At 64.9% G+C, this 16,129-nt stretch carries 13 protein-coding genes; 6 read left to right on the top strand and 7 right to left on the bottom strand.

Annotated features, from left to right (window positions below):
- Positions 1-42: 42 nt before the first annotated feature.
- From U1739_RS13975 to U1739_RS13955, 5 genes are all read right to left on the bottom strand, one after another.
- On the bottom strand, positions 43-1,494 hold the full coding sequence (locus U1739_RS13975; protein ID WP_443025565.1) for an ammonium transporter: 1,452 nt from the start codon (positions 1,492-1,494) through the stop codon (positions 43-45).
- 11 nt (positions 1,495-1,505) lie between these two features.
- A complete protein-coding gene (locus U1739_RS13970; RefSeq protein WP_332709078.1) occupies positions 1,506-1,844 on the bottom strand; it encodes a P-II family nitrogen regulator in 339 nt (112 codons plus the stop codon).
- Positions 1,845-1,985: 141 nt separating this feature from the next.
- Positions 1,986-2,189 carry a putative signal transducing protein gene (locus U1739_RS13965; protein WP_332709076.1) on the bottom strand — a complete coding sequence of 68 codons (204 nt, stop codon included), beginning with the start codon at positions 2,187-2,189 and terminating at the stop codon, positions 1,986-1,988.
- Between the two features lie 59 nt (positions 2,190-2,248).
- Positions 2,249-3,679: a metalloprotease TldD gene (gene tldD, locus U1739_RS13960; RefSeq protein WP_332709074.1), complete on the bottom strand. Its 1,431-nt coding sequence runs from the start codon at positions 3,677-3,679 to the stop codon at positions 2,249-2,251.
- 19 nt (positions 3,680-3,698) lie between these two features.
- Positions 3,699-3,932 (bottom strand): zinc-finger domain-containing protein, encoded by a 234-nt coding sequence (locus U1739_RS13955; RefSeq protein WP_332709072.1) that lies wholly within the window; start codon positions 3,930-3,932, stop codon positions 3,699-3,701.
- A gap of 210 nt (positions 3,933-4,142) precedes the next feature.
- On the opposite strand from U1739_RS13955, the gene U1739_RS13950 reads away from it, so the two are divergent.
- Positions 4,143-5,069, top strand: a complete 927-nt coding sequence (locus tag U1739_RS13950) for an ABC transporter ATP-binding protein (RefSeq protein ID WP_332709070.1) — start codon at positions 4,143-4,145, stop codon at positions 5,067-5,069.
- 47 nt (positions 5,070-5,116) lie between these two features.
- Here U1739_RS13950 and U1739_RS13945 read toward each other — a convergent pair whose 3' ends face one another.
- A complete protein-coding gene (locus tag U1739_RS13945) occupies positions 5,117-5,284 on the bottom strand; it encodes a hypothetical protein (RefSeq protein WP_332709068.1) in 168 nt (55 codons plus the stop codon).
- A 174-nt stretch (positions 5,285-5,458) separates the two neighbouring features.
- On the opposite strand from U1739_RS13945, the gene nadB reads away from it, so the two are divergent.
- From nadB to U1739_RS13920, 5 genes are all read left to right on the top strand, one after another.
- Positions 5,459-7,033 (top strand): L-aspartate oxidase, encoded by a 1,575-nt coding sequence (gene nadB / locus U1739_RS13940; protein WP_332709257.1) that lies wholly within the window; start codon positions 5,459-5,461, stop codon positions 7,031-7,033.
- A gap of 182 nt (positions 7,034-7,215) precedes the next feature.
- Complete coding sequence (locus tag U1739_RS13935; RefSeq protein ID WP_332709066.1) at positions 7,216-8,310, top strand: serine hydrolase; 1,095 nt, start codon at positions 7,216-7,218, stop codon at positions 8,308-8,310.
- A gap of 42 nt (positions 8,311-8,352) precedes the next feature.
- The gene (locus U1739_RS13930; RefSeq protein ID WP_332709064.1) at positions 8,353-9,966 is read left to right on the top strand and encodes a hypothetical protein; all 1,614 of its coding nucleotides are present in this window, start codon (positions 8,353-8,355) and stop codon (positions 9,964-9,966) included.
- 50 nt (positions 9,967-10,016) lie between these two features.
- Complete coding sequence (polA, locus tag U1739_RS13925) at positions 10,017-12,785, top strand: DNA polymerase I (protein WP_332709255.1); 2,769 nt, start codon at positions 10,017-10,019, stop codon at positions 12,783-12,785.
- A 98-nt stretch (positions 12,786-12,883) separates the two neighbouring features.
- On the top strand, positions 12,884-14,311 hold the full coding sequence (locus tag U1739_RS13920; protein ID WP_443025572.1) for a lipopolysaccharide biosynthesis protein: 1,428 nt from the start codon (positions 12,884-12,886) through the stop codon (positions 14,309-14,311).
- Positions 14,312-14,545: 234 nt separating this feature from the next.
- Here the strand turns inward: U1739_RS13920 and purH are convergent, their stop codons facing one another.
- Complete coding sequence (gene purH, locus U1739_RS13915; protein ID WP_332709062.1) at positions 14,546-16,117, bottom strand: bifunctional phosphoribosylaminoimidazolecarboxamide formyltransferase/IMP cyclohydrolase; 1,572 nt, start codon at positions 16,115-16,117, stop codon at positions 14,546-14,548.
- Positions 16,118-16,129 lie beyond the last annotated feature (12 nt).

Raw genomic sequence — 16,129 nt, 5'->3', positions numbered from 1 at the left:
CGTGTGGGGGGCCGGCCTGCGCGGGCCGGCCCTCCAATCTGGTCAATAATTGTAGGCGCGTTCGCCATGTTCGTTAATGTCGAGGCCTTCGCTCTCGACTTCGGCGGTGGGACGAAGCCCGATCGTCGCCTTGAGAATGGTGAACAGCACCGCGGAAACCACACCCGACCACAATAGCGTCACGCCGACCGCCTTGGCCTGGGTGAGCATCTGCGCGCCGATATCATAGGCTTCCGGATGGAAGGCAGCGGGCATCACGGTGTAATCGAAGTAGCCCTGGCCGCCGAGCGCCGGCGAGGCGACGATCGCGGTGCCCAAAGCGCCGACGATCCCACCGACGCAGTGGATCCCGAACACGTCGAGCGTGTCGTCATAACCGAACTTGTTCTTCACCGTGGTGACGAAGAAGAAGCACACGATCGAAGCGACCGCGCCGAGCACGATCGACGTCATCGGCGCGGCATAGCCCGCCGCCGGGGTGATCGCGACGAGCCCCGCGACGACCCCCGACACGCCACCCAGCAGCGACGGCTTCTTGTGCACGATCTGCTCGACCACCGCCCAGGCGATGCCCGCGGCCGCCGTGGCGACGAAGGTGTTGATGAAGGCCACCGCAGTGACGGCGTTCGATTCGAGGTTCGATCCGGCGTTGAAGCCGAACCAGCCGACCCACAGCAGGCTGGCGCCGATCATCGTCATGGTCAGCGAGTGCGGCGGCATCGCCTCGGTCTTGTAACCAAGCCGCTTGCCGATCACTAGGCAGCCGACCAGACCGGCGATCCCGGCATTGATATGCACCACGGTGCCGCCGGCGAAATCGAGCGCGCCCCAGCCCCACAACAGGCCGGCATCGGCGGTGTTGGCCGACAGGAAGTCCGGGCCCGCCCAATACCATACCATGTGCGCCATCGGGAAATAGACGATGGTCAGCCAGGCGACCACGAAGATGATCAACGGGGTGAACTTGATACGTTCGGCAAACGCCCCGACGATCAGCGCGGGCGTGATGCACGCAAAGGTCATCTGGAAGATCACGAAGACATATTCGGGGAGGTACACGCCGTTGGTGAAGGTCGCCGCGAAGGTCGAGGTATCGACGCCCTTCAGAAAGACCTTGGAGAACCCACCGACATAGGAGTTGAGATCGCCGCCATTGGTGAAGGCCATCGAATAGCCCCAGCACACCCACACGAGCGAGGCGACGCAGACGATCGTCAGCACCTGCATCAGCACCGACAGCATGTTCTTGGTGCGCACCAGGCCGCCATAGAACAGCGCGAGGCCGGGCACCGACATCATCAGCACCAGCGCCGAGGAGATCAGCATCCAGCTGACGTCGCCCTTGTCGACCATCGCTGCGGTCGGCACAAAGGCGGCCGCTGCTGGCGCGGCGGTCGTCACGGCGTCGGTGGCGTTCTGGGCCCAGGCCGGGAGGCTGGCGAGAAGCGCCGCGCCTGCCCCGGCGATGCCGGCCAATGTGGTTTTCGAAAGCATCATTTCCCCCTTCACAGCGCAGTCTCGTCGGTTTCGCCGGTGCGGATGCGCACGGCCTGACCGACATCGAGGACGAAGATCTTACCGTCGCCGATCGCGCCGGTATTGGCCGCGGTCTGCACCGTCTCGACGACGCGCGCGGCGAGGTCCGACGTGCAGACGATCTCGATCTTGATCTTCGGCACCATGTTGGTGCTGTATTCCGCACCGCGATAGATTTCGGTCTGCCCCTTCTGGCGCCCGAACCCCTTCACCTCGGTAACGGTCATGCCCGCGACCCCGATCTCGGTGAGCGCTTCGCGCACCTCGTCGAGCTTGAACGGCTTGATGATGGCAATGACGAGTTTCACTCAAGCCCCCCTATATTGTCCCGGGAGGATACTCAGCAATCGCCGTGCCAAATCGCTAATGGCGCAGAAGCGCGCGAATTCCGCCGCTTACGTCTCCACTGCGGTTAAAAAATTGTGCAGTTGCGAACAAGTGCCTGCGAATTAGGCAGCGTCGGTGACGATGCGCTGCGCCGCCGGAAGATCGTGCTCGTCGACCATCACGCGCACGGCGATGAACAGATAGCTGCCATCGCCGATGCTGGATTCGCCGTCGAAGGCGACCGCGGGAATGCCGTCGGAGTCCAGGCGGCCGATCAGGATATGGGCTTCGTTGCGAGTGAAGCGGCCAAGTTCGACGAGAGGCATGCGAAACATTCCCGTTATGGCCCCGCCCCCTAAAAGAAACTGGGCCGGAGCGTTGTTTGCTACGCCGCCGTGCCGCCCACCGTCAGCCCGCTCATCAGCACGGTCGGCTGGCCGACGCCGGCGGGGACGCTCTGGCCGCCCTTGCCGCACATGCCGACGCCCTCATCCAGCGCGAAATCGTTGCCGATGCCGATCACCTTGGTGAGCGCGCTGGGGCCGTCGCCGATCAACGTCGCGCCCTTGATCGGGGCCCCGAGACGGCCATTCTTGATCTTATACGCCTCGGTGCAGCTGAACACGAACTTGCCCGAAACGATATCGACCTGCCCGCCGCCGAAGCTCTTGGCGAAGATGCCGTTCTTTACCCGCGACAGGAGTTCGGCAGGATCATCGGTGCCGGCGCGCATGAACGTGTTGGTCATGCGCGGCATCGGCGCGTGCTGGAACGATTCGCGGCGACCATTGCCGGTCGGCGCGACGCCCATCAGACGGGCATTGAGGCGATCCTGGATATAGCCCTTGAGGATGCCGTCCTCGATCAGGATATTCTCCTGCGTCGGCGTGCCCTCGTCATCGATGCTGAGCGAGCCGCGGCGATCGGCGATCGAGCCGTCGTCGATCACGGTCACGCCGGGGGCGGCAACGCGTTCGCCGATGCGCCCGGAGAAAGCGCTGGTGCCCTTGCGGTTGAAATCGCCTTCCAGGCCGTGGCCGATCGCTTCGTGCAGCAGGATGCCAGGCCAGCCGGGCCCGAGCAACACGGTCATCTCGCCGGCCGGCGCATCGACCGAGTCGAGATTGACCACGGCCTGCGCCAGTGCCTCGTCGATCGCGCGGTTCCAGGTCTCGGGCTGCATCAGGTCGTGATAGAGATAGCGCCCGCCGAGCCCGAACGTGCCGGTCTCGCGCCGGCCATTCTGTTCGACCACGATCGACACGTTGAGGCGGACCAGGGGCCGGATATCGGTGGCGACGAAGCCGTCGGCACGGACGATCTCGACCACCGACCACGAGCCCATCAGCCCGACAGAGACCTGCGCCACGCGCGGATCGCGCGCGCGGGCGGCGGCATCGATCGTCTGGCACAGATTGACCTTGTCGGCGAAGGGCACGAGATCGAGCGGATCGGCATCGGTATAGAGATGGCGGTTGGTGCCCTGCGGCGGTCCGGCCTTGGGACCAGTCGAGGGGTCGATCAGCGCCATCGTCTCGCCGGCGCGCAGGATGGCGGCGCCGCTCAGCTCGTTGGCATGCGCAAAGGCAGTGGTTTCGCCGGAGACGGCGCGCAGGCCGAAGCCGCTTTGCGTATCGTAACTCGCGGTCTTCAACCGGCCATCGTCGAAGCCGAACGCTTCCGATTTGCGATATTGCAGATAGAGTTCGCCGTCATCGGCCTTGCTGAGCACCTGGGCGGTCAGCGCTTGCGCTTCGGCGGGATCGAGCTGGCCGTCGTGATACAGGAAGGCGCGGGGGTCTGTCGGGCTGGTCATGCCCCACAATATAGGGGCGTTAGATGCTGGCGCCAGACGGGATGTCGCGCAACGTCGCCTGATCCACGCCGTCGGCCGGGCCGCCGATCAGCACGAAGCGCCGATCGCAATAGCCGCAATCGACATAGCCATGCTCGTCAATCTCGAGGAATACGCGCGGATGGCCGAGCGCGGCGCCGCCGGCAATGTCGGTGGCGCCGTCGCAGGTGTTGCGCTTGTGGCTGACGCGGAGGACTTCTGGTGGGGCGATCATGGGAGGCAGATAGCAAGGGTGGCCGCCGCTAACAATCCTCCCCGGCACGGGGAGGTGGCAGCCGCAGGCTGACGGAGGGGGTGGGCCGGCAGCGGTACCGCTCGTGGTGGGCCCCCTCTACCATTCGCGTGAAGGATACGAACGGTCCCCCTCCCCGTGCCGGGGAGGAATAGTGTTGCACCGCTTGGCCAAGATCGTATTCCCACGCGCATGACCGAAGCCGCCATCAGCATCGCCAATCTGTGCAAGACCTATGCGGGCGGCAAGCGCGCGCTCGACGACGTGTCGTTCGAGGTGCCGCGCGGCCAGATCTTCGGGCTGCTGGGGCCCAACGGCGCGGGCAAATCGACGCTGATCAATATCCTGGCCGGGCTGGTCAACAAGACCAGCGGCAGCGCGACGATCTGGGGCTTCGACACCGATGTGCATCCGCGCAACGCCAAGGCCTCGATCGGCATCGTCAACCAGGAGATCCTGTTCGATCCGTTCTTCTCGCCGTTCGAGACGCTGGAGATCCAGGGTGGGCTGTACGGCGTGCCCAAGGCCAAGCGCCGTTCGATGGAATTGCTTCGCGCGGTGCATCTCGAGGACAAGGCCAATGCCTACGCCCGCACGCTGTCCGGGGGCATGAAGCGCAGGCTGATGGTGGCCAAGGCGATGGTCCATTCGCCGCCGGTGCTGGTGCTCGACGAACCGACCGCCGGCGTCGACATCGAACTCCGCCAGCAGCTCTGGGCCTATGTGAAAAGCCTCAACGCGCAGGGCGTGACGGTGGTGCTGACGACGCATTACCTGGAGGAGGCCGAGCAGCTCTGCGACCGCATCGCCATCATCAATCACGGCAAGCTGATCGCCAACAAGCCGACGCGCGAACTGGTCGGCATGGCGACGGAGAAACTGGTCGAGGTGACGGTCGACCGCGACGTGGCGGTGACGCCCGACAATGCGTGCTTCCAAAAGATCGAGCTGAAGGGGACACGGACGCTGGCCATCACCTACGCCAAGGACAAGGTGAATGCCGGCGAAGTGCTGGGCGCGGTGCAGGCCGGGGGGTACGGCATCGTCGACGTATCGACGCGCGAAGCCGATCTGGAGGATGTGTTCCTCAATCTCACTCGGGCGGCCAACGCGGCCTGAGGGCGGTTCAGAAGAAGCGCGCTTCCCCGGGGAACGGTGGTGGTTGGCTACTCCGCCCCGCTCAACTCGCGCGATCGCTTGGCCAGCCTAAGCGCTTCGTCGATCAACTCGGCACTATGCGCGTCCTCCTTCACCGCGATGGTCAGGCAATTGAGCGCTTGCTGGTGGAGCTTGGCGGCGCGGGTCGAGGGGCGGGCATGCTTGGCTTTGGTCACGCCAAGCCCAAAGCGCGAGCGCGCTTGCCGTTCCGGTGGTTCGTCGCATCCCGGCGAAGCGTGTCCGGCATCGGATCGATCGCGCCAAACCGCGTGCCGCCTTGTCACCGGCGGCGCGAAGGCCTTTAAGACGCCCCGACCTTGAGGAGAGTAAGCGTGAGCGACGGCGGACATATGAGCGACGTGCTGATCATCGGATCCGGCGCGGCCGGGCTGACCGCGGCGCTCAACCTGGCCGATCGCTTCCACGTCACGGTGCTCGCCAAAGGCCAGCTCAACGAGGGCTCGACCGCCTGGGCGCAGGGCGGCATCGCCGCCGTGCTCGAACCCGGCGACACGTTCGACAGCCATATCGAGGATACGATGATCGCCGGCGCCGGCTTGAACGACCGCGCCACCGTCGAATTCGTCGTCGAGGGCGCTCCGGCGGCGATCGAGCGGCTCGCGCAACTCGGCGTGCCGTTCAATATGGAAGGCGACACGCGGCACCTGACGCGCGAGGGCGGGCATTCGCACCGCCGCATCGTGCATGTCGACGACGCCACCGGCTGGGCTGTCCAAGAAGCGTTGCAGAATGCGGCGGTGGCGCATCCCAACATCACCTTGGTGCCCGACATGGTGGCGATCGATCTCGCCACCGGGCGGCACGAGGAACGCTATTCGGGCGCCGGCCATGTGTGGGGCGTGTACGCCGTCAACCGCGCGAGCGGGCGGGTCGAATTGTATACCGCGCGCGCGACGATCCTGGCCACCGGCGGCGCCGGGCGCACGTACCTGTTCTCCACCGCACCGCGCGGCGCGACCGGCGACGGCATCGCCATGGCCTGGCGCGCCGGCTGCCGCGTCTCCAACATGGAGATGATGCAGTTCCACCCTACCTGCCTGTACAATCTCGAGGTCAAGAATTTCCTGATCACCGAGGCGGTGCGCGGTGAGGGCGGGCGGCTGATCAACCCGACCACGGGCAAGCGCTTCATGAGCTATTACGACGAGACGCGCATGGAACTGGCGCCACGCGACATCGTGGCGCGCGCGATCGATGCCGAAATCAAGCGCTACGGCCTGGATTACGTGCATCTCGACATCAGCCACATGCCACCCGATTTCGTGATGCACCATTTCCCGACGATCTACGAAAAGCTGCTGGGTCTCGGCATCGACATGACCAAGGAGCCGATTCCGGTGGTGCCGGCGCAGCATTATACCTGCGGTGGCGTGGTGATCGACATGCACGGCAACACCGATCTGCCCGGCCTCTACGCCGCCGGGGAATGCAGCGAGAGCGGGTTGCACGGCGCCAATCGCCTGGCCTCCAACTCGCTGCTCGAATGCTTCGTGTTCGGCGAGGCGGCAGCCAAGCATATCGCCACCTGCTGGGACGACCTGCCCCCGCCACCGCCGATCCGCGCCTGGGACGAAAGCCGCGTGGAGAATTCCGACGAGGAGGTCGTGATCAAGCAGAACTGGACCGAGATCCGTCGCTTCATGTGGAATTATGTCGGCATCGTCCGCACTACCAAGCGGCTGCAGCGCGCGCAGCACCGTATCAAGCTGCTGACCGAGGAAGTGAACGATTATTACGGCCATTTCCGGGTCACGCCCGACCTGATCGAGCTGCGTAACTTGCTGCAAACCGCCGATTTGATCGTGCGCTCGGCGTTGCACCGGCATGAGAGCCGGGGGCTGCATTACACGCTGGATTATCCCGAGACGCTGCCGGTCGCGGTGGATACGGTGCTGGTGCCATAAGGCCAGTGCTCCTGCGCAAGCAGGAGGCAGGGTAAGAGCGCAATAATAGTGGCCCGCTGCAGGGTGCACCCCGATCACCCCGCCGCATTTCAGCGACGGTTCATCGCAGCACGGTTAATCAGCTATTCTTCAACGGATTTCGTGCAGTACGGACGATGGCGGGCGGGACGTAGGGCAGTGATTTGACACCAGTTCGGGTAGAGCAGGACGCGTTACGGCAATCGAGCGCTGTGCTCGCATTGGCGTTGATCCTCGGCTCGTGCGGGCACGGTGAACAGCAACGCGTCACCGTCCTGCCCAAGCCGCTCTATCAGCTCGTCATTCCCGTACCGGCCAAGGCAGTGAAAGAGATCGTCGCGCCGCAGGTGCTGGCGATGAATGTCGCGGCGCTCGGCGCGAACTTTCCGGGCAAGCTCGGTATCGCGGTCAAAAGCATCGATGAGGGCTGGACCGTGCAGAGCGGCGGCACGACGCGCCTCCCCCAGCAGAGCGTGAGCAAATTGTGGGTCGCGATGACCGTGCTCGATTTCCGCGACCAGGGACGGTTGAGACTCGATGATCCCGTAACGGTGCGGAACGAGGATCTGACGCTGTTCCACCAGCCCTCGGCGATGCTGATCAAAGGCGATGGCTGGCACACGACAGTCGGCGAATTGCTGCAACGCGCACTGACGATGAGCGACAATCTGTGCAACGATCGGCTGCTCCACTATGTCGGCGGCCCGAGCGCGGTGCGCAGCTTCATCGCGCGCAAGGGGCTCGGCGATATCCGCTTCGGCCCGGGCGAACGCGACCTGCAAAGCGGCACGGCTGGGCTCTCGTGGAAACCGGAATATGCCGCAAGCGGCGCGTTCGAACGCGCGCGCGCGGCATTGCCCGCGGCGGAGCGGGTGGCGGCGTTCCAACGCTATGTCGGTGATCCCCCCGACGGCGCCGCGCCGATCGCCATTGCTGGCGCGCTGGCCAAGCTGAAGAAGGGCGAAATCCTGTCGGCCGAGTCAACGCGCTATCTGATCGGCACGATGGAATCGTCCAGGACCGGCAAGCAACGGCTGCGCGGCGCGGTGCCGGCGGGGTGGAGCTTCGGGCACAAGACCGGTACGGGGCAGGATCTCGCCGGGCGCACCGCGGGGTATAACGATGTCGGCATCCTGATCGCGCCGGACGGGCGGAGTTATTCGCTGGCGGTGATGATCGGTGACACGCCGCGGAGCATCCCGGAGCGACAGCATCTGATGCAGGCGGTGGTGATGGCGGTGGTGCTCAACCATCACTGACGATACTCGTCAGTGGCGAGCGCGCCCGCTATGGTTGCGACGATGGATACCAGAACCAAGCTACTCAACCGCGTCGTCTACGCCCTGTTTGGACTGTTGCTGCTGACCTTGATGGTCGGCGTGCTGGTGCCTGTTTATACCGACGAAGTGGCGTGGCGCTTCCAGATCTCTCGCTATCTGCAGGACGGGCTGGACCGCGCGACCGGGGAGACTTGCGGCCTCAATACGCTGGCCGCGCCGGCATGGTTCATGGTGCCGCTGCGGATATTCAGTTCGACGGTGACGGGTTGGCTATGGGGTCCATTGGCGGTCCGGCTGGCGGGCATAGCGATGGCCATCGCCGCCTTGGTCGCCATGCTCGGGATCATCCGTCGACAATATGCCGCATCCGATCGGCGGACGTTGGTGATGATCCTCGTCATCGCCTTGCTCGGCACCGGCGTCCTGCCGTTTTTGCTCGTGTGGAGCCGGCCGGACCAGCCGATCTGGCTCGCCATGGTCGGCAGCTTGTGGCTGGGGTTCGGTGGCCGCGCCGAGCGCAGTGGGCGCGAACCGCTATGGCGCATTGCGGCGATCACCGTGCTCGCCTTGATCGCCTTCGGCTACCACGTCAAAGGGGTGTTCTACCTGCCCGTTTTCGTGCTGGCGATCATGGCCAGTGCTCGTGATTGCCCCCGATACCGCGTTCGCGCTGTCGCCTTCGTAATCTTGGCGGTTTGCACCTGGTCGGCCTATCGATATTGGTCCGGCCGCTTTGCCTGCCCCGACGACCCCATCCTGTCGGCCAAGCTGCAGCAAGAAAACATCATGATGGTGTTGCGCAATGGCGGCCTGAGTGGCCTGCCCGGCGCGGTGCCCGCCTTGTTGAAAAACATGCTGCCCGGGCCGTATCTCCACCATGTCCTGCCGGCAGCGTCCTACATGTCCGATTGGCTGCCGGCCGCGCCGGTGCCCCCGTTCGTGCTCCTCTTGTGGCGTATCGCAGTGCTGCTCGCCTGGTATGTGGCGGCGTTGCTCGGGGCAGTTTTACTGTATGTGACCGCGCGGGATCCGTCGCGCAGGCTATGGCCGCTAATCGCGGCTCTCGTACTGGCCGGTTGCGCGACCGGCTGGGCCATGCTGCAGCTCAACAAGAACGCCTACGAATCGTCCGTCTATATGCCCGTCATGACGCTCGCCCTGGCCTTTTTATGGTTTGCGCCGACGGTGCTTCCCACGTGGTTGAAACGGCCGGTTCTGGCCGTTGCGGCGCTGTCGGTGATCAGCCAGCTGCTCCTGATCGGAAGCTATGCCGCGCCGCTCTGGGCAGCGGGGCGGGGCGGCGGCTATATCGCCGGGCAACCTTTTTCGTTGAGCGCCTTCGCCTATCCACGCGCGCACATTCTGGCGGCGGGGGCGAAGTGCGGCATCGTGCGCGGCCCGAAGCTGCACCGTGTCCTGATCGATGATTCGACCTATTTCGCTTATGCCGACAGCGCGACCCCGATGCACCGGCTGGGCGTGCTATCGGTGTGGAACGGCAATGCCGGCGACCCGATGACGTGGATGCGCCGCCACGACTCGCCCGGCGCGGTGCTGGCCTGCGCATACATGCCACCCGAACTGCGCGCCAAGGCGATCGCCACTGGCGAGGTGTGCTGCGTTTCTACACGCTGATCGTGCCGCATGGGTCGCGTTGGCCGAACGACCCTGCTATCCCCTGCCGCATGCCGCATCTCTATCTCGTCGATGGCTCGGGTTATATCTTCCGCGCCTATCACCGCCTGCCGCCGCTCACCAACAAGCATGGCGAGCCGGTCGGCGCGGTCTATGGCTATACCACGATGCTGTGGAAGCTGGTCGACGAGCTGCATGCCGCCGACGGCCCGACGCACATGGCGGTGATCCTCGACAAATCGAGCCACACGTTCCGCAACGAACTCTACGATCAATATAAGGCGCACCGCCCGCCGGCCCCGGAAGACCTGGTGCCGCAATTCCCCATGATCCGCGATGCCACGCGCGCGTTCAGCCTGCCGTGCATCGAGACCGAGGGGCTGGAGGCGGACGATATCATCGCCTGCTACTCCAAGGCGGCACTGGCGCAGGGCTGGTCGGTGACGATCGTCAGCTCGGACAAGGATCTGATGCAACTGATCGAGCCGGGGCTCGATTTGTACGACACGATGAACAACCGCCGGCTTGGGCCGGAGCATGTCGCGGAGAAATTCCACGGCATCGTCCCGACACAGCTGGGCGACGTGCTCGCCTTGATGGGCGACAGCGTCGACAACGTGCCGGGCGTGCCGGGCGTGGGGCCGAAGACTGCGGCAAAATTAATCCTCGAACATGGCGATTTGACGGCGGTGCTCGCCGCCGCGCCGACGATGAAGCCGGGCAAGTTGCGCGACAATCTGATCGAGCATGCCGATATGGCGCGCCTCAGCCGCGAACTGGTCGAATTGCGCTGCGACGTTGCGCTGCCCGAGCCGCTCGACGATCTGGAGCTGAAGGGCATTCCCGATGCGCCGCTACGCGCGTTTCTGGAGCATCACGGCTTCCGGACCTTGCTCAACAAATTGTCGGCCGTGGCGGATGCGCCGGTGGCCGAGCCGGCGCCTGGACTGCCCGGCGTGGCGGAAGAGGAAGACCCGCCGTGCGAGCATGACGGATACGAGACGGTGGTCGATGAAGAGGCGCTCGATCGCTGGATCACCATCGCACGGCACCAGGGCTGGGTGGCGATCGATACCGAAACCACCGGTGTCGATGCGACACGCGCGCAATTGGTCGGCGTGAGCATGGCGCTGCACCCCAACCTCGCTTGCTACATTCCGCTGGCGCATGGCGGCACCGATATGTTTGCCGAAGTGCCGGTGCAGCTCGATCGCACCGTGGCGCTAGAGAAATTGAAGGGGCTGTTCGAGGATCCGAGCGTCCTCAAGATCGGGCATAACCTGAAATACGATATGATTGTGCTGGCCGGGTGCGGGCTCAACGTCGCGCCATTCGACGACACGATCGTGATGAGCTTCGATCTCGACGCCGGCTTGCACGGCCACGGGATGGACGAACTCGCTGCGACGCATCTGTCGCACAGCTGTATCGCGTTCAAGGACGTGGTCGGCGTGGGCAAGACACAGCGCAGCTTTGCCGAGGTCGATCTGAAGGCGGCGACACGCTACGCGGCCGAAGATGCCGATGTGACGCTCAGGCTGTGGCGGCGGTTCAAGCCGCGGCTGCCCGCCGAGGCGGCGACACGCGTATACGAGATGGTCGATCGGCCGCTTATTCCCGTCATCGCGCAGATGGAGCGGCACGGCATCAAGGTCGATGCGGCGAAACTGTCGCAGCTATCGACCGAGTTCGCGCACCAGATGGGCGCACTGGAAGTCGAAATTCATGCCGCTGCCGGCGGCGCGTTTACGATCGGCAGCCCGAAGCAATTGGGCGACGTGCTGTTCGAGCGGATGGGCATCAAGGGCGGCCGCAAAGGCAAATCCGGCGTCTATTCGACCGACGTCAACGAGCTGGAGCGGATCGCCGCGGACAAGGATTCGCCGGGCAAGGATATTGCACGGCAAGTGCTCGAATGGCGCCAGCTCTCCAAGCTGAAATCAACCTATACCGATGCGTTGCAGGCGCAGATCAATCCGGCGACGGGCCGCGTGCACACGTCATACTCGCTGACCGGCGCACAGACCGGCCGCCTGTCCTCGACCGACCCCAATCTGCAGAACATCCCGATCCGCACCGAGATCGGGCGCCAGATCCGCGACGCCTTTGTGGCCGACGAGGGCAACGTGCTGCTCGCCGCCGATTACAGCCAGATCGAGCTGCGCCTCGCCGCGCATATGGCGGACGTGCCCGCGCTGAAGGCCGCCTTCGCCAATGGTGACGACATTCACAGCCTGACGGCGATGGAGCTGTTCGGGGAAGTCAACCGCGACACGCGCGGGCGCGCGAAGACGATCAACTTCGCCATCCTCTACGGCATCAGCCGCTGGGGTTTGGCCGGCCGGCTCGACGTGACGGCGGACGAGGCGCAGGCGATGATCGATCGCTATTTCGAACGCTTCCCCGGTATCCGCAACTATATCGCCGCGACCACCGAAACGGTGCGCGATACCGGCTTCACCACCACGTTGTTCGGGCGCAAGACGCATTTCCCGCGCATCAAATCGAAGGTGCAACACGAACGCCAGGGCGCCGAGCGCGCGGCGATCAACGCCCCGATCCAGGGCACCAGCGCCGATATCATCAAGCGCGCGATGGTGCGCATGGGGCCGGCCTTGCTCGAAGCTGGCCTGCCCAATGTGCGCATGCTGCTGCAGGTGCATGACGAACTAGTGTTCGAACTGCCAGACGGCGACGTCGAAGCCGCCAAGCCCGTGATCGAGCGCGTAATGGCCAAGGCGGCCGAGCCGGCGGTGGTGCTGGATGTACCCTTGGGGATCGAGATCGGTACGGGCTTGAGCTGGGGCGCAGCGCATTGAGCCAGACGGGGAGCCAAACCGACGCCCAGATTGCCGATGGTAAGGATGAGTTGAACGCGCTGGCCAAAGGCGGGCGCACCAACATCATCGGCTTCCTGATGCGGCTCGTCGCGCGGCTGCCGTTTTTGTTCATCGCCGGGCGCATCTATGGCCCGGATATGGTCGGGCGCTTCGCGCTTGCCGTGGTGGTGGTCGAGCTGGCGGCGTTGGTTGCGACACTGGGGCTCAAGCGCGGGCTGGCGCAGGCCTTGTCCAAGGGCGATCGCCCGGCGGTATGCGTCGTGTGGGATGCCATGACGGTGGCGCTGATCGCGTCGCTGATCGCCAGTGCGGTGCTCGTCGCGCTTCCGGAGATCATGTATCCCAACAGTGCGATCCGCGGCATGGATCGCTGGCTGGCGCTGATCGTTTTCGCCACCGCCTGGTCCGATATCAGCCTGGCCGCGCTCGCTTACCGTCATAATGTCAAAGCAACCGTCACGGCGCGCGCGGTGGTCGAGCCATGGACCATCTCGGTCGCGGCCTGGGCATTCTCTTATTATTCGCTGCGCGACGGGCTGGTGCTGTCGTACATCGCCTCCATGGCGGCGGCGCTGATCGCGTCGCTCATCCCATTCCTGCGCAGCTACGGCCTGCCGCATGGCTGGCGGCCGCGCCCGAGCATCCTGATCGATCTGGCAGGCCGCAATGCGCCGCTGGCCGGCGCCGATGCGATCGAATGGGCGACGCGCAACGTCGATCGCTTCATTTTGGGCGTGATGTTCGAGCCCAAGATCGTCGGCATCTATTATATGGCGCAACAGGTCGCCTCGATCCCGCAGAAACTGAAGACCAGCTTCGATCCCATTCTCGGCCCCGTCGTCACCGCCGCTTTGGCCCGCAACGACAAGGAAGCGGTCGCCCATCAAGTACGCCAAGTGAGCTTCTGGATCATGGCGGCGCAGACCGGATTGGCGCTGATGGGGTCGATCCCGGGCGAAGCGGTGATGGGGGTGGTGGGCCCGCAATTCGTCGCCGGCACCGCGGCCTTGGGCTTCCTGCTCACCGCCGAGGCGGCGGCGTCGACCGGTGCGGTCTCGGAAGGCGCGTTGGTGTATATCGCGCGCATCCGCAATCTGCTGATCTCGGCGGCGATGCTGTGCTTCCAGATCGGCTTAAGCTTCGCGCTGATCTTCGCCATCCGGCGCTGGGGCTGGCCGGTCAATTTCCAGGCGGCCGGGCCGGCCATCGCCTTGCTGTTGTCGGTTGGGCTGACCTCGGTGATCAAATCGAACTTCCTGTCGCACCTGCTCAAGGCGCGCGTTGCCGGGTGGCGCTGGCCGATGCTGTGGGGCGCGTTGGCAGCGATCGCGGTGGGGTCGATGTTTACTTTGCTGCCCAAGCGGCTCGAATGGCTCGAAGTGCTGCTCGGCGTACCGGCGATCGCCGGCACCTATCTGTTCGTGCTGTTTCGCTGGGCAATGACGGCGGAAGACCGGGCGCTGTTCAAGTCGATGCCAAAAGAGGGCGCTGTCGCCACCGCCTAATCGCCCTCGAGAAGAAGGTTGGTTCGCGCAGAGGCGCGGAGGACGCAGAGCGGATATGAGGCGAAGCCTCCTCCAATTTCTCCTCTGCGCTCTCTGCGCCTCTGCGCGAACCATCAACGTCCGCATATTGGCGCTGCAGAAGAGTTTCACGCGAAGGCGCGAAGGAGAAAAGGCGCGAAGAATAGCCTTCTTCGCGCCTTCGCGGGAAACACCTTTTTGAAGGCTGCGCCACCCTCAATGCCGGAAGTGGCGCATCCCCGTGAACACCATCGCCAAGCCAGCCTCGTCCGCCGCCGCGATCACGTCCGCGTCGCGGATCGAGCCGCCCGGCTGGATCACCGCCGTTGCGCCGGCTTCCACTGCCGCCAGCAAGCCATCGGCAAACGGGAAGAAGGCATCTGACGCCACCGCCGAGCCGATCGTGCGCGGCGTCGCCCAGCCGGCCTTGTCGGCGGCGTCCTTCGCCTTCCAGGCAGCGATGCGCGCGGATTCGAGGCGGTTCATCTGGCCGGCGCCGATCCCCGCCGTGCTGCCACCCTTGGCATAGACGATCGCGTTGGACTTGACGTGCTTGGCCACCGTCCAGGCGAAGCGGCAATCGGCCAGTTCCTCGGCGGTCGGCTGGCGCTTGGTGACGACTTTCAGATCGGCGTCGGTGAGCATGCCATTGTCGCGCGTCTGCAACAGCCAGCCGCCGGTGATCGACTTGGCCTGCAGGCCCGGCCGCGCCGCATCGGGCAGGTCGCCGGTAAGCAACAGGCGCAGGTTTTTCTTGGTGGCGAAGATCGCCAGGGCTTCCTCGTCCGCGTCCGGCGCGATGACGACTTCGGTGAAGATGCCGGTGATCGCCCGTGCCGTTTCGGCATCGAGCGGACGGTTGAGCGCGATGATCCCGCCGAATGCCGACACCGTGTCGCACGCAAAGGCGGCTTCATACGCCGCGACCAATGTTTCGCCGGTGGCGACGCCGCACGGATTGGCATGTTTGACGATCACGACGCTGGGCGCGGCGTCGCGGAATTCGGCGATCAGTTCCAACGCGGCATCGGCATCGTTGAGATTATTGTAGCTCAATTCCTTGCCCTGGACCTGTTCGGCCTGGCCGATGCCGCGGGTCGTCGCGCCGGCGGTGGTGTAGAACGCCGCCTGCTGGTGCGGATTTTCGCCGTAGCGCAGCGTTTCGCCACGCTTGAGTACGATTGGCAATGCAGCCGGGAACGCCTCGCCCTGGTCGCCATGCGCGAACCAGCCGGCGATCGTCGAATCGTACGTCGCGGTCGCGGTATAGGCCTTCGCCGCCAGCTTCTTGCGGTCGGCCAGCGTGGTGCTGCCGCCGGCGACCAGCGCATAATCTTCCGGATCGGTCAGGATCGCGACGCTGGCATGGTTCTTCGCTGCCGAGCGGATCATCGATGGGCCACCGATATCGATATTCTCGATGATCTCGTCGCGTTCGGCGCCCTTGGCCACGGTGGCGGCGAACGGATAGAGATTGACCACGACGAGATCGATCGCGCCGATGCCGTGCGCCTCCATCGCCGCGACATGTTCGGCATTGTCGCGCACCGCGAGCAGCCCGCCATGCACCACCGGGTGCAAGGTCTTGACGCGGCCGTCCATCATTTCGGGGAAACCGGTCAGGTCGCTAATGTCGCGCACCTCGAGGCCCGCATCGCGCAGCGCCTTGGCGGTGCCGCCGGTCGAGACCAGTTCGACGCCGTGCTGCGCCAGGCTGGTGGCGAGCTCGACGATGCCGGTCTTGTCGGACACCGACAGAAGCGCGCGGCGGATGGTGATAGCGGTCATGGTAGCTCCGGT

This window comes from Parasphingomonas puruogangriensis (assembly GCF_036663635.1).
Classification (GTDB): domain Bacteria; phylum Pseudomonadota; class Alphaproteobacteria; order Sphingomonadales; family Sphingomonadaceae; genus Sphingomonas.
The sequence above is the reverse complement of the archived record's forward strand: the minus strand, read 5'-3'. Positions and strand labels throughout refer to the sequence as shown.